The sequence below is a fragment of the Bartonella sp. LJL80 genome (genome assembly GCF_054871565.1).
In genome coordinates this window covers 319,871-338,140 of record NZ_JBTXLM010000001.1, presented here as the reverse complement: position 1 = coordinate 338,140, position 18,270 = coordinate 319,871, and the positions used below count along the sequence as shown (strand labels likewise).

The following is an 18,270-nucleotide window of genomic DNA, read 5'->3' as shown; positions in this document are numbered from 1 at the left end:
ATGCGGATTGAACAAAATGATTAAATTTTTGCGATCAAAAGCGACAGCGGTGTCCTTTATTGCCGGCATTTGCGGGATATTGCTGATATTATGGGCGTGGGAACTGCCTCCCTTTATCAGCAGTATTGAAACAACTGATAATGCTTATGTCAAAGGTTTCGTCACGGTTATAAGCCCTCAGGTGGCGGGCAATATTTCCAAGGTTGAAATTAAAGATTACGAACGGGTCAAGGAGGGGCAATTATTGATCCAAATCGACGATCGTATCTTTAAGCAAAAGCTTGATCAGGCCAGGGCGACACTCGATTCTAAAAAAGCATCATTGGCCAGTTCCTATCAGCAGGAAGAATCTGCAAAAGCCGATATACGATCTGCTGAGGCAGCTTACGTCAAATCAGAGTTGAACTGGAAGCGTATAGAGCCTTTGACCAAAAGAGGCGTTTCATCGCAGAGTGACGAGGATTCCGCCCGTGCCGATCTTGATCAAACGAGCGCGGCTTTGGAGGTCAAGCAACAGACGTTGAAGAAAATTATTGTTGATCGTGAGGGGCTGCAGGCCGATGTGGAAAGTGCACAAGCTGCAGTAGAACTTGCGCAAATCGACCTAGACCACACGAAGATTTATTCGCCCCGCAATGGGCGAGTGGGCGAGGTCGGCGCAAAGCTTGGCCAATATGTGTCGGCAGGTACACAATTATTGGCTGTCGTTCCTGATGAAATTTGGATCGTAGCCAATTATAAGGAAACACAATTGGCGAATATGAAAGTCGGCCAGCCTGTTGTGTTTTCCGTCGACGCCCTTAACGGCCAGCGCCTGAATGGTCATGTTGTGCGGTTTTCGCCCGCGGCGGGATCCGAATTTTCGGTCTTAAAACCCGATAATGCGACTGGAAACTTCACCAAAGTGGCGCAACGTATACCAGTTCGTATCGAACTGGACCCCGATCAGAAGGACATGGATAGGCTTATTCCAGGGATGTCTGTGATAACCCATGTCGATACATCCAAGGATCCATCGCATTAAAACTTTCGAGCTACCCAATGAAATGCGCTATCTGAAAAATATGTCGCTTAAATAAGCAACTTAAGAAAATGCCATAAAATTCATCTTTTTTAACCGCTCCGGTAAAAAAGACATTGCTTTCGCGTGCGCAGTTGGTAGTCTGTGGCAAAAATAGAAATAATGACATAGGGGACATACTCTGAATGGATTATTTTCTTCAGCAGCTTATCAATGGATTGGCACTGGGTGCGATCTATGGATTGATAGCCATCGGTTACACGATGGTTTATGGCATTCTGGGCATGATCAATTTCGCCCATGGTGATATTTTCATGATCGGGGCGTTTATCGCCATGATCGTTTTTATGATGTTGCTGACCTTGCCGGCAGCCGTGCCTATCGCCTTGGCACTCTTGATCATGCTCGTCATATCGATGGTATTTACATCGGTATGGAGCTGGGTCATCGAGCGTGTGGCTTACCGGCCACTGCGTGGTTCCTTTCGTTTGGCACCCTTGATTACCGCGATCGGCATGTCGTTTGTTCTGCGCAATTTTGTGCAGGTCGAGCAGAGCCCGCGCAACAAGCCCATCCCTGATATGGTGACAGGAAACTTTACAATTCCTGGGACAGACGTTCTCGTGCTGAACAAACAACTGCTGGTGGTGATCGTTACCGTCGTGCTGCTTGTTATATTTTCCTACATCGTCAGTAAAACGTCGTTGGGACGGGCCCAACGCGCTGTTGAACAAGACAGTAAAATGGCGGCGCTGCTTGGTATCAATGTTGATCGCACCATTGCCATCACCTTCATCATGGGTGCGTCGCTTGCAGCCATTGCCGGCACGCTTTATCTCGTCAATTATGGCCAGATCCATTTTTCCGATGGCTTTATCCCCGGTATCAAGGCGTTTACAGCGGCGGTACTCGGCGGTATTGGCTCTTTGCCCGGTGCGGTGCTTGGTGGTCTGCTGATCGGTCTTACCGAAGCTCTATGGCAAACCTATTTTCCGCCCGAATATAAAGATGTTGCCGTTTTTTCCATTCTCGCAATTGTTCTTATTTTCATGCCGTCCGGTATTCTTGGGCGTCCGGAAGTCGAAAAGGTTTAAGCTGTGGCCAATATCAATATGCAATCCTCTCAGGATCGTATGGTTGGCAATGTCGGAAAGGCCCTGCGTGAAGGGATAATAACGGCAGCCATTGCGTTCCTTCTCTTCGTTTTTATCGTGGGCTTTCGAGCCGATCTGAATTTGAAGAACGAAATGACATTGACGCCGCAAATCGGCTATTTGTTCAACTATGTTTTGATAGCCGGTTTCGGCCGCTTCACATGGTCCATATTCGGTGGAGGCATGAAGGGCGCCATCATGGCGTTGTTTCCTGCCTCTATTCTGTTTGTCGCCTATCGTGCCTGGATTTATTACGAACTGAAATCAGGAACGTCGGACTACAGCCTATCAGCACAGACGGGTCAGCTGATGATTGCTGGCGCTATTCTTGTTGCTGTTCTTTTGATTGCTTCTATACTGCTTTATTCGAAAGGCGTTCAGACATCGATAAAATCGACAATCAGCGTTGTTTCGCCTTGTGTTCGCAAATACGCACCCGGATTTATTCTGGCCTTCCTGCTTCTCTATCCATTTTTTATCACGACATTCGTGGTTGATAATCTGGCCCAGTCGCAAAAATGGATCGATAACTACGCTATTCAGATTCTTATCTACATTATGCTGGCATGGGGATTGAATATTGTTGTTGGTCTGGCCGGATTGCTGGATCTTGGTTATGTTGCATTCTATGCGGTGGGTGCCTATACCGTGGCGCTTTTAGGAAACCACTTCGGGTTTTCGTTCTGGCTGTGTCTGCCTCTTGCTGGTATTTTTGCTGCCCTTTGGGGGGTGATGTTGGGTTTTCCGGTTTTAAGATTACGCGGAGATTATCTTGCCATTGTCACGTTGGCCTTTGGCGAAATCATTCGCACGATCTTGCAGAATTGGACACCGGTAACCGGTGGTGCATCAGGTCTTTCAGTGCAGAAAGCAACCTTCTTCGGTGTGCCGTTTATTCGAGGTGATGGCGGGTTCGCAGCGCTGTTCGGATTAAATTTCCATGCTGCACATTATAAGATATTTCTCTATTACGTCATTCTTGTCATGGTCATCATAACCGCATGGGTGGTTATCCGCTTACGACGCTTGCCGATAGGTCGTGCATGGGAAGCGCTGCGTGAGGATGAAATCGCATGTCGCTCACTTGGTATAAACACTGTCACAACCAAATTGTCGGCTTTTTCCATTGGCGCGATGTTTGGCGGTTTTGCCGGGGCATTTTTTGCAGCAAGGCAGGGACGTGCCGACTATACAAGCTTTATTTTTGACGAATCCGCCATCATTCTTGCAATCGTGGTTCTTGGCGGTATGGGCTCGCTGGGGGGCATTGCCGTTGCAGCTGTCGTGATGATTGGCGGCATGGAAGTTCTGCGCGATGTACCAGCATTGCAGATGGTGTTCGGACCGGACTTCGATCCGCAGCAATATCGTATGTTGTGGTTTGGTTTGGCTATGGTTTGCGTGATGGTCTGGAAACCGCGTGGTTTCGTTGGTACTCGCCAGCCAAGTGCATTCTTGAAGGAAAGAAAAGCCATATCCGGTGACTTTACCAAGGAGGGGCATGGCTGATGAATGCAGATAATACTCTTCTGGAAATCATGCATCTACGCATGGAGTTTGGTGGTCTCGTCGCCGTCGATGACTTGAGCTTTAATGTTGAACGCGGCAAGATCACCGCGCTTATCGGCCCGAACGGAGCTGGCAAAACTACGGTGTTCAATTGTATCACCGGATTTTACAGACCGACCGGCGGCATGTTGTCGCTCAAGACGAACGAAAATAAGACCCTGCTGCTCGAACGTCTTGGCGATTTTGAAATCACGAAAAAAGCAAAAGTTGCAAGAACCTTTCAGAATATACGCCTGTTCACGGGGCTGACCGTATTGGAAAACCTGCTTGTTGCACAGCATAATGAGCTTATGCGCGCATCGGGCATGACATTTTTCGGATTGTTCGGTTTGCCCGGTTATAAGCGGGCGGCTAAGACGGCCATTGAAAAAGCACGTCAGTGGTTGGAAAAGATCAATTTGGTGGACCGTGCTGACGATCCAGCCGGTGATCTTCCCTATGGTGATCAGCGGCGATTGGAAATTGCACGCGCCATGTGTACCAATCCTGAGCTTCTATGTCTTGATGAACCGGCTGCCGGTCTTAATCCAAAAGAATCTCTGGAGTTAAACAACCTCTTGTTGCACATACGTGACGTGGAAAAGACATCCATCCTTCTGATCGAGCACGATATGTCGGTCGTGATGGAAATCTCCGATCATGTCGTTGTGTTGGAATATGGCTCTAAAATATCTGATGGCACACCTGACCATGTTCAAAATGACCCGAAGGTCATTGCGGCATATCTTGGTGTAGAAGATGACGAAGTCGAACAACTGATCGAGGTTGAACGGGAAGTGGGTGCTGGCGACCCGACGGATGCCGCTGTTGAGGATATCGTCAAAAAAGTACCGTCGCACGAAAAGGAGAAGCGTTGATGGACGAACAAGCGCATACGCTTCTGAAAGTCGAAAAGATCGAAACATTTTATGGTTCCATACAGGCCTTGCGTGGTGTCGATATTGAAGTGCGGCAAGGGGAAATTGTCACTCTGATCGGTGCCAATGGTGCCGGCAAATCCACGCTGATGATGAGCGTATTCGGCAAGCCGCGTGCCAAGTCTGGACGTATCCTGTTCGACGGGCAGGATATAACCCGGATGGAGGCGCATGACATTGCCAGATTGCGTATTGCCCAATCACCGGAAGGTCGGCGGATATTTCCGCGCATGACTGTTCTGGAAAATCTGCAAATGGGTGCCAGCCTCGATAATCTCAAATATTTTGACGAAGATGTCGAGAAAATGTTTACCTTGTTTCCGCGGTTAAAAGAACGTCTGCAACAACGTGGCGGGACTTTATCGGGCGGTGAACAACAGATGCTGGCAATCGCCCGTGCACTGATGGCTCGTCCGCGTTTATTGATGCTTGACGAGCCTTCCCTTGGGCTGGCACCTTTGATTGTCAAACAGATATTTGAGGCGATTGGTGCGCTTAATCGCGAAACCGGCTTGACGGTATTTCTGGTTGAACAGAATGCTTTCGGGGCCTTAAAACTTGCCCATCGTGGATATGTGCTTGTGAATGGTCAGGTAACCATGAGCGGATCAGGTGCAGAGCTATTGGCGGACCCGCAAGTGCGCGCGGCATACCTTGAGGGAGGAAGGCACTAATATGGCTTTGATGGTCGAAAACGCAAATGGGCGCATGCTCTAGGGAGAATGGACATGCAAGGCATCATCTACGAAGAATCATCGCTTTTTGTATTTATCTTGGTGACGTGTCTGTTGGGCGGTTGGGCCGCTTGGATGACGGGACGTGCTTGTGCACTGACGTGGCGTACACGTACGATCGCTCTTGTCTATATGTTGCCGCTTGCAGCGGCAGTACGCTTTATCCATTATATCCCGCCATTTAATGGTACGTTGATGTCACTCCATTACTATCTGGTGGATCTCGTCGTATTGCTGGCGTTTTCAGCTATGGGATTTCAATATACACGAACGAAGCAGATGGTGCGGCAATATAGCTGGATCTACGAGAAGTCTTCGCCATTTTCATGGCGCCAAAAATAAGCGTAAACTTACGCATAAGCCGGAAAAAATACCGGTAAAAAGCATTCTTACATGTTGGATGTAAGGGGAACAGAGGAGAATAGACATGAAAAGCAAATTCATTGCAGGGATAGCGGCTGCCGGTCTGTTGGCGTGCAGCAGCGGTGCGTGGGCCGATATAAATATTGGCGTTGTCATTCCGATTACCGGCCCCAATGCGGCGATCGGCTCACAAATGCAACACGGAGCCGAGATGGCCGTCAAAAACATCAATGATAAGGGCGGCATCAAAGGCGAAAAAATGGTGCTCGAGATTATCGATGATGCCTCGGACCCCAAACAGGCAGTTTCTGCGGCCAATAAATTGGCTGGCGAAGGCGTTCATTTTGTTGTCGCGCATTATAATTCGGGAAGTGCCATTCCTGCTGCCAGCGTTTACGATGAAAACGGAATGTTGGCGATGTCGCCCGGTGCGACAAATCCGAAATTGACGGAAATGGGATTCCCTATGCAATTTCGCACCTGCGGACGTGATGATATGCAGGGAACATTTGCCGCTGAATATATCAAGAAGCATTTTCCTGATCCGAAAATTGCGATTATCCACGACAAAACCGCTTATGGCACAGGTCTGGCAGAAGAGACAAAGAAAAAGCTTAACGCTCTCGGCATCAAGGAGCTGAGCTTCGATGGCGTGAATGTCGAAGATAAGGACTTTTCCGCCATTATTGCCAAGGTCAAGCAAAGCGGTGCCAATATCATCTATTTTGGCGGTGTTTATAGTCCTGCGGGTTTGATGCTGCGTCAGATGGCCGAACAGAATGTCAAAATTCAATTTATGAGCGGTGATGCAATAACCAGCAATGAATTGGCTGCCACTGCACAGGACGCCGTTATTGGTGTTTTGAATACATTCACCGCGGATCCGCGCAACATCCCCGGAAACGAAGATCTGGTAAAAGCTTTTCGTGACGGCGGTTTCGAGCCTGAGGCCTATACGCTTTATTCTTACGCTGTTATTCAGGTATTTGCATATGGCATTGAGGCAGAAGGTGAAGACCCTGAAAAAGTTGCAGCCTATTTAAAAGCTCATGGGCCGTTTAAGACTGCCCTTGGAGACCTTGCTTTTGATGATAAAGGTGATCCGAAAGGTGGAGGATATGTTGTAAATCGCTGGTATAAAACACCAGAAGGTAATTATAGCTATGCTCAGGTCGAAGACTGACACAAAAATATAAAAAAGCGCTTGCCGCAAAGCAAGCGCTTCTAAAACTGAAACCTTTCAGCCGGATCTTAGTTCTTCCGCATCAGGAGGCAGGCTGCAAGGCCGATGCCGGCAATCACAGCCAAAGCGGTTTTGGGATTGTCCTTGGCTTTTTCTTTCATCTCGCTGGCATGATCACTAATTTGATTGAAAGCCTGTCGGCCTTTCTCTTTAATCATTCCGGCAACTTCGCCAGTGTCATAATTCATATCAGACCACTGACGGTCACCAGTCAGTGAGGCAAGTTCGCGCTTCAGTTGATGAATACGTTTTTTTGCTTTGTGACCTGTTTGACAGTCGCCTTGGAACATTCCCATCATTTTCTCCTTTAAAAAAGGCCCCGCATCATTCTAGACAAGGCCGCTTGTTATTGATGATCCGATAACGCGCCATGTGGATTTTTGTTCCATTGGCATGGCGGTTTCACGTGAATCGGGCGTTGCGTGAAATTTCTTGGTTGAGAGGCAAACAACGGTAAAAAACTTGACATGAAACAGTGATATGGGAATTTTGGTCGTGCATTTGGGTTTGATTTAAGCCGTTTAAGGACGGCTTTGAGTTAAAACGTTCGGTTTGGTTCCGTGGATATTGAATAACAACGACGACAAATACATTTGGATTGTTTATAAGCGTTTTAAAGATAGATAGAGACACTCAGCCGAAAATGAATACGCAACCATATTTCTCCAAACCTTTTCCACGGCGTACATCTGTCGCAGTCAATGTTGGCAATGTTTCGGTGGGCGGCAACAATCCCGTTGTTGTGCAATCAATGACAAATACGGATACAGCCGATATCGATTCGACCGTTGCTCAGGTGGCGGCACTCTCCAAGGCGGGTTCTGAATTGGTGCGTATTACCGTTGATCGTGACGAATCAGCCGCCGCTGTGCCGAAAATCCGCGAACGTTTGGAGCGATTGGGGCTTGATGTTCCGCTGATCGGCGATTTTCACTATATTGGCCACAAACTATTATCCGACCATCCTGCCTGCGCGCAAGCCTTGGCGAAATATCGGATCAACCCCGGCAATGTGGGTTTCCGTGACAAGCGCGACAAGCAGTTTAGCGATATTGTCGAAATTGCTATCAAGCATGATAAACCCGTACGGATTGGTGTGAATTGGGGGTCGCTGGATCAAGAACTTCTTACCCGACTGATGGATGAGAATTCAGCGCAGGGTGGCCCGCTATCGGCTGAAGAGGTGATGCGAGAGGCGGTCGTGCAATCAGCACTGATTTCTGCCCATCTGGCAGAAGATATCGGCCTGCCGCGCGACAAGATCATCCTATCGGCCAAAGTCAGTCAGGTGCAAGACCTGGTTGCTGTTTATACGATGCTGGCGGAACGTTGCGACCATGCACTTCATCTTGGTTTGACGGAAGCCGGAATGGGCACCAAAGGTATTGTCGCCTCGTCTGCCGCTATGGGCATTCTGTTACAACAAGGTATCGGCGACACAATACGTATTTCGCTGACACCGGAGCCCGGTGGCGATAGAACACGCGAAGTGCAGGTAAGTCAGGAATTGCTGCAAGTGATGGGCTTTCGCCAATTCATTCCTATTGTGGCTGCCTGTCCGGGGTGCGGCCGTACGACATCAACGGTATTTCAGGAATTGGCACAGAAGATTCAGGGAGACATTCGCAAAAACATGCCGATTTGGCGCGAAAAATATCCCGGCGTCGAAGCTTTAAACGTTGCGGTTATGGGTTGTATCGTGAATGGTCCGGGGGAATCCAAACACGCCGATATCGGCATTTCGCTGCCAGGCACGGGTGAAACACCCGCTGCACCTGTTTTCGTGGATGGCGAAAAGGTAAAAACATTGCGTGGGGCCAACATAGCGGCCGAATTTGAACAGATGGTTGCAGAGTATATTGAAAATCGCTTTAAATGAAAAACTGGTTATTGGGTCATAAATACGCGTTCCTGGCAGCGATGGGGGTTATTATGCTGCTTGCAACGTTAAAAGTCGGGTTTGGCTACTATTACTTTCAGCCCCCATCGGCACTATCGGCAGCTAAATATGTCGTGATCTATGGTAAGATCACGGAAAAAGGGTCTGACAAACCTGTCGCTAATATTCCGATTACAGCAGAATGGTGGCGAAGCGGGGTAGTGGCAAGCAATGACAATAAAGTCGTTAACTCAGCCGATCTACAACGGGTCGGTTCCGTTTTAACCGATCAACATGGAATCTACGCTATCATCTTCAAGGCACCCAGCAAGCTAAGGGCGTTGGGGCGTTTTAATTTGTGTCCTGTCGTCAAGAAAAGGGATGGCAGTGAGAACAGTTGTTTTAACGGCCCATATAACCGCTATTTAGATAGCAACGGCCATAAAATGATCTACCATGTTGATTATGAGGTCGAGTTGTGAGCGTGCCATCTTTATGGAAGCCGTTAGCGTCGGTATTTTTGATGGTATCCTTGGCCGGGTGCGGGCAGTTTACGCCTATTGACGTCTGCAAAGACTGCCGTGTGGTTTATGGACAGATTTTGGAGCGTGATCAATCTGGTCAGCATCCCGTCGAAGCTGCCAATGTGTCAATTTGGTTGATCAAACAGGATTTGCCTTTATGGGCGCGGATATTGACCGGAAACTACTATAAAATTGCCGGGGGAACGACAGAAAAAAACGGAAGTTTCGGTTTTGCCTTCAAAGATTTGGATAATCTGCAAAACAAACATATATTGCTTGAGGTCAAACGTGATGGGCAACACATAGAAAAAGAGTTTGTCATCGCTGATACGGAAAGAAACATGGATCTGACGATGGTCATTTCCAAACGTTAGTTCTGGAGTGCTTCCCGATTGATGTGACTCTTTAATCGGATAAGATATTGCGACAGATCAAAAGCTTGATACGCGCCGGCCGGATGCAATCAGGTCGAAAAGCGCTCTAAAGCGTGTACCGAAAAGTGGGGACTGGTTTTGGATAAATATACGCGTTAAAACAGAATCTTAATGCATTACAGCTGAATTCGCCCGCCGCTGCGGTCTTTCAACCAAAGCTTGAAATCGTTGGCGGTAAACTCCGGTAAGCGCACGGTCAATTGACAACCTTCGGCATCGAAAGTTTGCCGTTCTATTGTCGCCTGAAAATTTCCAATCTCATTTTGTAGGATCGGTATGAGATGGAAAGGACAGTGAAAATCCAGTGTTTCCCAGTCAATCAGTTCCACAAGCTTGCACTGTTGCAGCGCTCTCGCTGCACCGCCGCCATAGGCGCGCGCAAGTCCACCGGTGCCGAGTTGGATGCCGCCATACCATCGCGTTACAATGACAAGGATGCGGTCGCAATCGCGCCCCTCAATCGCATTCAATATGGGTTTTCCGGCTGTTCCCGTTGGTTCACCATCGTCGCTGAAGCGATACTTTTGGCCATATTTCCAAGCATAACAGTGATGCGTTGCCGCTTCCTGCCGAACCTCTTGAAGGATTGCTTCGGCATCTTCCTCTGACACAATAGGAAATATCCGAGTAAGAAAGCGGCTTTTTTTAATCTCTTCCGTGGCTTCGAATGGCGCATCGAGGGTGAAAGGCATGACTGTCTCAGCGTCCCGCACTTTTGATCGGGTTTAACATTTGGCCGGTGACCATGGAGGCCACCATTGCATGGACAAGCCCGCGACGGCGTAAGGTGGGCGCGATGAGATAGTCGCGCAATAGCGGTAAAATCCTGCTATCGGACTGATAAAAAGGTGTCAGGCAATAGCTGAGCAACTGATAATAGGCGATATGCAGACGGCGGCGTTTCATGTACTCTCTCAGCGCATTGTCACGATCTGCATTTTGTTGCAAAGAGCGCGCCAAGGCAAGTGCATCAAGAAACGCCATATTGGCACCTTGGCCCAATTGCGGGCTCGTCGCGTGATATGCATCGCCCAACCGGGTAAAACCAGATTGTGTTGGCTTCATATGTGTGTGGTGACGGTAGTTGGCGTGGACGATGTGGTCTTTATAATCACTCAGCGTTTCTATGAACGGCAAAGCCTGTGGCCAGAAGCTGGCGATCTTTTCCATCCAGTTTTGTAAACCTTCGGCTTTCCATTCGTCGAAATCACGATGACGGATAGACCAAAAAAAGGTTGTCATGGCCACACTGTTGCGGTCGCCTTTCCCTAAGGGTAAAATACCAATCATATGGGACGCTTTATGGTAGCGTTGTTCAAGTGTCTGGGCATCAAAACCGGCATTGTCGTGCCACGGAAGGTTAACCCACAACGCACCATATTGCAGCTCTTGACCTGCAACCTGTCGCAGCGGCGAGCGTGCGCCCATAGCATCAACAACGAGGTCGAATTTAGGGCTTATTTCACCGTTTTTGAAGATAATTCGCGGTGCATTGCCGGTCTCGACGCTGCGCACACGCTTTCCTATTTCTATGTTAACGCCATGATGAAGCACTTCCTGATAGAGGATATCAAAAAGCGCCCAGCGAATGATCGCTATACCATAATCGCCATTGCGATAGCCGACATCCAACACGATCTTTTCTGTGCTGCATAGTTTGCCCAACATCCGTTCAATGCGCTGACCGCGTGCTTCAGCCTTTTGACGAAGGCCAAGTTGATCAAGCACGATAAGTCCTGTAGGTTGCAACACGAAGCCAGATCCAACCGGCCCCGGCTCATCCATCTGGTCATAAAGAGTAATGTTATGGCCATCACGAGCCAAAAATGCTGCAAGGCATAAACCGCCCATGCCCATACCAGCTATCGCAATATCCATTAAGCTTCCCCGCTTGATCTGCCCTCGCATATGTAGCTGGGCGTATGATTTGCTTTTGCCGGTATTGGGCAAACTCAAACCACGTTATTATCCGTTTCTGCCTTGGGTTTTGTAACCCTACGACATTCCTCATAGCCATCGGTGGGCATCAGTTTTTCCTATCGGCGATGAAATGCGCGGCTTGACGCAAAATCGTTGCTTTCTCGCCGAAGGGTAAAAGAAGACTTTCTGCCTGATCAACCAAGCCATCCAATTGATGCCTTGCCCAATCCAATCCATGCAGTGCGACCAATGTTGCTTTATCGGAAGCGATATCTTTGCCCGCTGTTTTACCCAGCGCCGCCGTGTCGGCCGTGACATCCAGAACATCATCGGCCAGCTGAAAAGCCAGTCCTATTGCCGCACCAAATTCCACCAAACGTTCACGGTCTTCATGGGTCGCATTGCCGATCAATGCGCCAGCTTCGCATGCAAAGCGTATAAGTGCACCGGTTTTCATGGCTTGCAAAGTGATGATGCCATCTTCATCTGGCTTCTGTTTTTCAGCTTGCAGATCAAGCACTTGGCCACCCACCATGCCGCCCATTCCCGCTGCACGCGACAGGCCGGTAACAAGCTTTAATCGGGTCTCTGCTTTCAACTCGGTCGCATCATCGGCTATAATATCAAAAGCCAATGTTAGCAAAGCATCACCAGCCAGAATGGCTGTTGCTTCGTCAAAGGCTTTGTGCACGGTTGGCTTGCCCCTGCGTAAATCGTCATCATCCATGGCGGGCAGATCATCGTGGATGAGAGAATAGCAATGGACACATTCCAGTGCCGCAGCAATACGCAAAGCTGTTTGCGGCTTTGCGTCAAATAATGCGGCTGTCTGCATAACGAGAAAAGGCCGAAGCCTCTTGCCGCCATTGAGTACGCCGTGCCGCATTGCGCTTAAAAGCCAATCCGGTCGACGGATTTCGCCAGTCTCGATGCGTTCAGTAAGCATCGCATCCAACATTTCACCAATCAATTGTGCATCTTTTGCAAGTGTATTGGCAAAATCTTCCATTGTACGTTCCTTCAATCTTTGCAACATGGACATGAACCAATCAATCGACGCCGTCAATACTTTGGGTTAAAACGGTTAAAGGTCGCAGAAAGGCATGACGTTTGACGCAAGCGGATCAACCAACGGACGGACGAGCAAAATGGCGCTATAATATGCGCATATTTGCATATGTCCTGTTTTTCCTGTTTGTCTTTCCGGCTTTCCTGATCGTTGTTTATCGCTTGCCTTTTATTCACCCGGTATCAACTCTCATGATCAAGGATCTTGCGCTTATCCGTGGATATGATCGGCAATGGGTCTATCTTGATGATATTTCCCCGAATTTACGTTACGCGGTGATGATGTCGGAGGATGGCCAATTTTGCTCCCATCATGGGGTCGATTGGGGCGAGCTTAAAGCCGTCGTGACACGTGATGGTGGCCCCTCACGCGGTGCATCGACCATCACTATGCAAATGGTAAAGAACCTTTTTCTGTGGCATGACCGGTCTTATCTGCGGAAAGGATTTGAAATTCCCTATGCTGTCTTTGCCGATTTTATTTTGCCAAAAGACCGGATTATGGAAATCTACCTGAATATTGCCGAATGGGGTCCGGGAATTTATGGTGCCGAAGCAGCAGCGCAACATTATTTTAAACGGTCTGCGAAGAATTTGACACCAAGACAGGCTGCTTATCTCGCGGTCACATTGCCCAATCCGAAACTACGCAATCCAGCACGCCCGACAGTTAATCTGGCAAGGCTTGCTCGCTTGATCGAGAATCGCGCGCGACGATCTGGTGCCTATACACAATGCGTACGATGATCAATTGATGGAATAAGCGTGTTTTGGTAATTATACCGCGACATTCTTATCCGTGTTTATCAAAAAAATGCGCTTGAAGACTGGTCAAACCCTCCCAATCAGTGTATAGGCACGCCAAACCTTATGCAATTTTGTCTGGCAAGGTGGCTTTGTCGCTACCTTAATAGATGCGTTTTTAGCGAATTTGGAGTGTAATTCCATGGCTGTACCTAAACGAAAAACATCTCCGTCCAAGCGCGGTATGCGCCGTTCGGCTGATGCCCTCAAGGCTCCGACCTATATTGAGGACAAGAATTCCGGTGAACTTCGCCGTCCGCACCATATCGATTTGAAAACCGGTATGTATCGTGGTCGTCAGGTTTTGACACCGAAAGATTGATTTCACCATCATTCTTTGAACATTAAAACCGGTCTTTTGGCCGGTTTTTTGTTGTCTGGTTCAGTGTCCCGTAATGATCGTGTGAAGCGTATTATGATTATTGGACATTGATGACGCCTCAAAAGTATTCTCGTTGATCAGTGCTTATCTTTGGCGAGGACGAAGAATGCGTCGTACTGCTCTAAGCACCAACGGGCAGGCAGATGCTGCTGCAGCAACCAGCACGGAGCTGGCGATCTTTCTTGCTATCCGAAACACTATCCAAATGACCGAATCAACTATGATTTCAAAACCAAGGACGCTTGAGAACGATCATCGCTTTACGCTTTGTTAACGATAAAAATTAACCTATTCTCCGCACATTGCTATCGCGCATGCTCTATTATCGATGAGATGGTAGTCTATCTTATCATTGTTACTACTATATATGGTGTGAACAAAGATAGAACATCGTCATGTCAGCGATTCGTCGCCGATTCGTTCCCCTGCTGTTCCTGAAGTTAATAAAATACCCGATATTGAATTGTTTTTATTCAGCTTTTCTTAAGACTTGTCCATGTTGACACACTTTCGCCCGGTGCCTTTTGACGGTTGGATAAGACAGAACGCCAAAAGTTAACGCTGCGCGTTGAATATCGCCAAATGCCACAAAAAGTTAAACTACATTTAGCGCCATAATGATTCCATCTACATCATATAGTGAGAACATAGGGAGAACACCGCTAGGTCAGCGATTCGTCGCTGATTCGTTCTGGTGCTGTTCCAATCGTTAATTTTTATGGTTAATGGGATGTTAGAGCGGTTCCCAATTGATGTGGATCATCAATCGGATAAGATACCGCAACAAATTAAAAGCTTGAGACGCGCCGGCCGGATAGCGTCAGGCGCGAAAAGCGCTCTCATGACAAGGCTTGCGCCTGTTTCCATAAGGCGCTAATCCGTTGGGCTTGTGGTTACAGCAATCATGGCTGTTAATTTGGAGTGCGCAATGGGGAAAACCCCGCTCATCCTTTCTGGACGTGACGTAACGGCAGTATTGGGGCCGACAAATACCGGCAAGACGCATTTGGCGATCGAGCGGATGTTGGCGCATGATAGCGGTATGATTGGCTTACCGTTGCGGCTTCTCGCGCGCGAAGTCTATAGCCGTATTTGCGAGAAAATAGGCGCACATCAGGTTTCACTGGTAACGGGTGAAGAGAAAATCACCCCGCCTACCGCCCGCTATGCGGTTTGCACGGTAGAAGCTTTGCCCCGCGAGACCAAGGCGTCATTTGTTGCGATTGATGAAGTGCAGCTTGCCGGAGATCTTGAGCGCGGGCATATTTTTACCGACAGAATATTGCATTTGCGCGGACGGCAGGAAACGATGCTGCTTGGCGCGGCAACGATGCAAGGCATACTTGAAAAGCTGCTACGCGGAGTAACGGTTGTCAGCCGCCCGCGCTTTTCGCAATTGTTGTATTCCGGTTCAAAAAAAATTACGCGCTTGCCTAGCCGAACAGCAATTGTGGCATTCTCCTCGGACGAAGTTTATGCCATTGCAGAACTGATAAGACGGCAGCGGGGCGGTGCTGCGGTGGTCATGGGGGCGTTATCGCCGCGCACACGTAATGCGCAAGTGGCATTGTATCAATCTGGAGATGTCGACTTTCTGGTGGCAACCGATGCGATCGGTATGGGGTTGAACCTTGATGTCGACCATGTGGCTTTTGCCCAAACGCGGAAGTTTGACGGATACCAGTTTCGCGATCTCAATCCTGCGGAGATGGCGCAGATAGCCGGCCGCGCAGGTCGACATATGCGCGATGGTACATTCGGTGTTACCGGGCGCGTTGCGCCACTTGAGGCAGACTTGGTGGAGCGAATCGAAGCGCATCATTTTGATTCTGTCAAAGTCATGCAATGGCGCACCGCGGAATTTGACTTTTCCAGTCTGGATGGTTTGCGTCGTTCGCTGGATACAGCGTCACCTGTCGAAGGGTTGGTTCGCGCATTGCCGTCAGTCGATGCGCAGGCATTGGAGTTTCTGTCGCGTGACTATGATATTGCGCACCTCGCCGATAGGCGAGAAAGGGTAGCGCTTCTATGGGATGCCTGTGCTCTACCGGATTATCGCAAGATTGCGCCGGCCCAGCACGCAGACATTATCGCCAGCATCTATCGGGATTTGGTCAAACGCGGCGCCGTGAACGAGAATTACATGGCGGAACAGGTCGCGCGCGCTGATCGAACGGATGGAGATATTGATACATTATCCCATCGTATCGCACAGATTCGGACGTGGACTTTTGTTTCGCATAGGCCCGGATGGCTAACCGATCCGCAACACTGGCAAGAAAAGACGCGGGAAATTGAAGATAGATTGTCAGATGCGCTACATGAGAGGTTGACGAAACGATTTGTAGACCGCAGAACAAGCGTACTTATGAGGCGGCTGAGAGAGAATGTGATGATGGATGCCGAAATAGCTCAAAATGGTGATGTTCTCGTTGAAGGACACCATGTGGGAAAACTTGATGGATTTCGTTTTATCGCGGATGTTGGCGGTGAAGGAAATGATGCTAAGGCCGTCAGAGCGGCTGCCGCAAAAGCACTGGCATCGGAGTTTGACAAACGCGCTGATCGTCTGGCTGCTACAGCCAATGGCGATTTGGCGATTGGTTCGGATGGAGTCGTGCGTTGGATAGGCCAGCCTTTGGCAAGCCTTGTCGCAACGGATGATCTTCTTAAGCCCCGCGCGGTGCTCTTGGCAGATGAGCAATTAACCGGTGCTGCACGTGATAAAGTGGCGGAACGGCTTGATCGCTTCGTTGCGTTCCATTTTGAAACCGCTCTTAAGCCGCTGTTTGATTTGGTGAATGCCGAGGCTTTGGTAGGGATTACCCGCGGATTGGCTTTTCAGCTGGTCGAGCGATTGGGCGTGTTGCCTAGAAAAGATGTGGCTGACGAGGTGAAAAACCTCGACCAGATATCGCGGGCCGCTTTGCGTCGCCTCGGTGTTCGGTTTGGTGCATTTCACATTTTCCTTCCAATGATGTTGAAGCCGGCTCCCGCACAAGCCGTAACGATGTTATGGGCTTTGAAAAATGATGGTCGGGATCTACCCGGATACGGCGATGTTCTTCAGGTTCTATCGGCCGGTAGAACCTCGGTTGTTGTCGAGCCATCTTATGATCCTATGTTCTATCAACTCGCGGGTTATCGTGTTTTGGGACGCCGCGCGGTTCGTATCGATATTTTGGAACGTTTGGCTGACCTTATACGTCCCGCGCTCAGCTGGAAGCCCGGCAGCGGGACGCGCCCTGATGGCGCATATGATGGTAGACATTTTATTGTAACGCCTGCAATGATGTCCATTCTCGGCGCTACAGCCGAAGATATGGAAGAGATATTAAAAAGCCTCGGTTACCGGCATGAACTCAGCGATAGTGCTGCTGTGGCTGCAAAGATAGCGGAAGATCAGCCTGAACCAGCGGCTTTGACTAAGGTCGCGGATATCCATGCTGCAGAACCCGTTGGTACGGATTGGGCTGTTGCAACGCCTTCCGATACGGAAGATACACCGGCGGCTGAGCCGGTAGGTCCATCTTTTGTTAAGAAGAACGCTAAGGATGAAGTGAAGCCGGTTTTGCTTTGGCGGTTTCAGCCACGGCACGAGCATCGCGGTGCACGACCCGATGCAAACCAAAAAAGAAGACAGGACAATGCGTCTGCGCGTCCGCAATTAAAGGGGCCAAAGCGGCATCAGGACCGTCGTGATAAGCCGCGTTTCGATAAAGCGTCAAAGAACGAGCAAGGTTTCAAAAACCAGAAATCAAAACCAGCTCCGAAACCGATTGATCCTGATTCGCCATTTGCAAAATTGGCTGCCCTTCGGGATCAGATGAAAAAATGACCGATACGCGCCCGGCAAAACAACGTTTGGATAAATGGTTGTTTTTCGCGCGGGTGGTTAAGTCTCGCAGCCTTGCCGCCAGTCTTTCTGGCGGCGGGAAAGTGCGGGTTAATCGTGACAAGGTAGATAAGCCGGCTTTCGGAATCAAAATCGGCGATATACTTACAATCACACTTGAACGTAAATTGCTGGTTTATAAAGTGAAGGCCTTGGCTGAAAGGCGTGGCCCCGCAAGCGAGGCCCAGACGCTTTACGAAGACCTTACACCACCGGTTGCAGAGGCTGTTCAGCACGCATCTGTTTGTGCCGGTGGACGTCCGACAAAACGCGATCGTCGGCAGTTGCAGCGTCTGCGCGATCAGGAAATGTGAACATCAAGGCCTATTTGCGGACTTGAAACAACCGCACAAAAACGCTAAC

General features: G+C 49.1%; 16 protein-coding genes and 2 pseudogenes. 14 read left to right on the top strand and 4 right to left on the bottom strand.

Annotated elements, in window-relative coordinates:
- Positions 1–16: 16 nt before the first annotated feature.
- The 7 genes and pseudogenes from ACYSNS_RS01520 to ACYSNS_RS01490 all read left to right on the top strand — a co-directional run bounded on the left by ACYSNS_RS01520 (position 17) and on the right by ACYSNS_RS01490 (position 6,941).
- Positions 17–1,024: an HlyD family secretion protein gene (locus ACYSNS_RS01520; RefSeq protein WP_461721358.1), complete on the top strand. Its 1,008-nt coding sequence runs from the start codon at positions 17–19 to the stop codon at positions 1,022–1,024.
- 182 nt (positions 1,025–1,206) lie between these two features.
- Entirely contained in the window at positions 1,207–2,115 is a 909-nt protein-coding gene (locus ACYSNS_RS01515) for a branched-chain amino acid ABC transporter permease (RefSeq protein ID WP_461721357.1), read from the top strand.
- A gap of 102 nt (positions 2,116–2,217) precedes the next feature.
- Positions 2,218–3,684, top strand: a pseudogene (gene livM / locus ACYSNS_RS01510) (high-affinity branched-chain amino acid ABC transporter permease LivM); the annotation flags it as partial.
- Positions 3,684–4,598: pseudogene (locus tag ACYSNS_RS01505) on the top strand (ABC transporter ATP-binding protein); the annotation flags it as partial. The pseudogenes livM and ACYSNS_RS01505, both read left to right, overlap by 1 nt.
- A gap of 2 nt (positions 4,599–4,600) precedes the next feature.
- Entirely contained in the window at positions 4,601–5,335 is a 735-nt protein-coding gene (locus ACYSNS_RS01500) for an ABC transporter ATP-binding protein (protein WP_461721356.1), read from the top strand.
- A 54-nt stretch (positions 5,336–5,389) separates the two neighbouring features.
- Positions 5,390–5,737, top strand: coding sequence for a DUF6867 family protein (locus tag ACYSNS_RS01495; RefSeq protein WP_461721355.1), 348 nt, complete (start codon positions 5,390–5,392; stop codon positions 5,735–5,737).
- A gap of 85 nt (positions 5,738–5,822) precedes the next feature.
- Complete coding sequence (locus tag ACYSNS_RS01490) at positions 5,823–6,941, top strand: branched-chain amino acid ABC transporter substrate-binding protein (protein WP_461721354.1); 1,119 nt, start codon at positions 5,823–5,825, stop codon at positions 6,939–6,941.
- 68 nt (positions 6,942–7,009) lie between these two features.
- Here the strand turns inward: ACYSNS_RS01490 and ACYSNS_RS01485 are convergent, their stop codons facing one another.
- Entirely contained in the window at positions 7,010–7,300 is a 291-nt protein-coding gene (locus ACYSNS_RS01485) for a hypothetical protein (protein ID WP_461721353.1), read from the bottom strand.
- Positions 7,301–7,644: 344 nt separating this feature from the next.
- On the opposite strand from ACYSNS_RS01485, the gene ispG reads away from it, so the two are divergent.
- From ispG to ACYSNS_RS01470, 3 genes are read left to right on the top strand one after another with little or no spacing between them, the layout of a single operon-like run.
- Positions 7,645–8,880, top strand: a complete 1,236-nt coding sequence (ispG, locus tag ACYSNS_RS01480; RefSeq protein WP_461721352.1) for a flavodoxin-dependent (E)-4-hydroxy-3-methylbut-2-enyl-diphosphate synthase — start codon at positions 7,645–7,647, stop codon at positions 8,878–8,880.
- Positions 8,877–9,362, top strand: coding sequence for a hypothetical protein (locus tag ACYSNS_RS01475; protein ID WP_461721351.1), 486 nt, complete (start codon positions 8,877–8,879; stop codon positions 9,360–9,362). The genes ispG and ACYSNS_RS01475 overlap by 4 nt, the downstream gene beginning before the upstream one ends.
- A gap of 41 nt (positions 9,363–9,403) precedes the next feature.
- A complete protein-coding gene (locus ACYSNS_RS01470; protein ID WP_461721350.1) occupies positions 9,404–9,778 on the top strand; it encodes a hypothetical protein in 375 nt (124 codons plus the stop codon).
- A 176-nt stretch (positions 9,779–9,954) separates the two neighbouring features.
- Here ACYSNS_RS01470 and ACYSNS_RS01465 read toward each other — a convergent pair whose 3' ends face one another.
- The 3 genes from ACYSNS_RS01465 to ACYSNS_RS01455 all read right to left on the bottom strand — a co-directional run bounded on the left by ACYSNS_RS01465 (position 9,955) and on the right by ACYSNS_RS01455 (position 12,716).
- On the bottom strand, positions 9,955–10,530 hold the full coding sequence (locus tag ACYSNS_RS01465) for an IMPACT family protein (RefSeq protein ID WP_461721349.1): 576 nt from the start codon (positions 10,528–10,530) through the stop codon (positions 9,955–9,957).
- Positions 10,531–10,537: 7 nt separating this feature from the next.
- Positions 10,538–11,716, bottom strand: a complete 1,179-nt coding sequence (locus tag ACYSNS_RS01460; RefSeq protein ID WP_461721348.1) for an FAD-dependent oxidoreductase — start codon at positions 11,714–11,716, stop codon at positions 10,538–10,540.
- Positions 11,717–11,864: 148 nt separating this feature from the next.
- Positions 11,865–12,716: a polyprenyl synthetase family protein gene (locus ACYSNS_RS01455; RefSeq protein WP_461721876.1), complete on the bottom strand. Its 852-nt coding sequence runs from the start codon at positions 12,714–12,716 to the stop codon at positions 11,865–11,867.
- Positions 12,717–12,919: 203 nt separating this feature from the next.
- On the opposite strand from ACYSNS_RS01455, the gene mtgA reads away from it, so the two are divergent.
- From mtgA to ACYSNS_RS01435, 4 genes are all read left to right on the top strand, one after another.
- Positions 12,920–13,573, top strand: a complete 654-nt coding sequence (mtgA, locus tag ACYSNS_RS01450) for a monofunctional biosynthetic peptidoglycan transglycosylase (RefSeq protein WP_461721347.1) — start codon at positions 12,920–12,922, stop codon at positions 13,571–13,573.
- A gap of 199 nt (positions 13,574–13,772) precedes the next feature.
- On the top strand, positions 13,773–13,952 hold the full coding sequence (rpmF, locus tag ACYSNS_RS01445; protein WP_461721346.1) for a 50S ribosomal protein L32: 180 nt from the start codon (positions 13,773–13,775) through the stop codon (positions 13,950–13,952).
- Between the two features lie 988 nt (positions 13,953–14,940).
- Entirely contained in the window at positions 14,941–17,850 is a 2,910-nt protein-coding gene (locus ACYSNS_RS01440; protein ID WP_461721345.1) for a helicase-related protein, read from the top strand.
- Positions 17,847–18,221 (top strand): RNA-binding S4 domain-containing protein, encoded by a 375-nt coding sequence (locus tag ACYSNS_RS01435; RefSeq protein ID WP_461721344.1) that lies wholly within the window; start codon positions 17,847–17,849, stop codon positions 18,219–18,221. The genes ACYSNS_RS01440 and ACYSNS_RS01435 overlap by 4 nt, the downstream gene beginning before the upstream one ends.
- Positions 18,222–18,270: the final 49 nt, after the last annotated feature.

Bases quoted from the DNA above. Each gene is read 5' to 3' on its own strand.
- ACYSNS_RS01520 (WP_461721358.1), top strand. From the start codon at position 17: ATGATTAAATTTTTGCGATCAAAAGCGACAGCGGTGTCCTTTATTGCC.
- ACYSNS_RS01515 (WP_461721357.1), top strand. From the start codon at position 1,207: ATGGATTATTTTCTTCAGCAGCTTATCAATGGATTGGCACTGGGTGCG.
- ACYSNS_RS01500 (WP_461721356.1), top strand. From the start codon at position 4,601: ATGGACGAACAAGCGCATACGCTTCTGAAAGTCGAAAAGATCGAAACA.
- ACYSNS_RS01495 (WP_461721355.1), top strand. From the start codon at position 5,390: ATGCAAGGCATCATCTACGAAGAATCATCGCTTTTTGTATTTATCTTG.
- ACYSNS_RS01490 (WP_461721354.1), top strand. From the start codon at position 5,823: ATGAAAAGCAAATTCATTGCAGGGATAGCGGCTGCCGGTCTGTTGGCG.
- ACYSNS_RS01485 (WP_461721353.1), bottom strand. From the start codon at position 7,300: ATGATGGGAATGTTCCAAGGCGACTGTCAAACAGGTCACAAAGCAAAA.
- ispG (WP_461721352.1), top strand. From the start codon at position 7,645: ATGAATACGCAACCATATTTCTCCAAACCTTTTCCACGGCGTACATCT.
- ACYSNS_RS01475 (WP_461721351.1), top strand. From the start codon at position 8,877: ATGAAAAACTGGTTATTGGGTCATAAATACGCGTTCCTGGCAGCGATG.
- ACYSNS_RS01470 (WP_461721350.1), top strand. From the start codon at position 9,404: ATGGTATCCTTGGCCGGGTGCGGGCAGTTTACGCCTATTGACGTCTGC.
- ACYSNS_RS01465 (WP_461721349.1), bottom strand. From the start codon at position 10,530: ATGCCTTTCACCCTCGATGCGCCATTCGAAGCCACGGAAGAGATTAAA.
- ACYSNS_RS01460 (WP_461721348.1), bottom strand. From the start codon at position 11,716: ATGGATATTGCGATAGCTGGTATGGGCATGGGCGGTTTATGCCTTGCA.
- ACYSNS_RS01455 (WP_461721876.1), bottom strand. From the start codon at position 12,716: ATGTTGGATGCGATGCTTACTGAACGCATCGAGACTGGCGAAATCCGT.
- mtgA (WP_461721347.1), top strand. From the start codon at position 12,920: ATGCGCATATTTGCATATGTCCTGTTTTTCCTGTTTGTCTTTCCGGCT.
- rpmF (WP_461721346.1), top strand. From the start codon at position 13,773: ATGGCTGTACCTAAACGAAAAACATCTCCGTCCAAGCGCGGTATGCGC.
- ACYSNS_RS01440 (WP_461721345.1), top strand. From the start codon at position 14,941: ATGGGGAAAACCCCGCTCATCCTTTCTGGACGTGACGTAACGGCAGTA.
- ACYSNS_RS01435 (WP_461721344.1), top strand. From the start codon at position 17,847: ATGACCGATACGCGCCCGGCAAAACAACGTTTGGATAAATGGTTGTTT.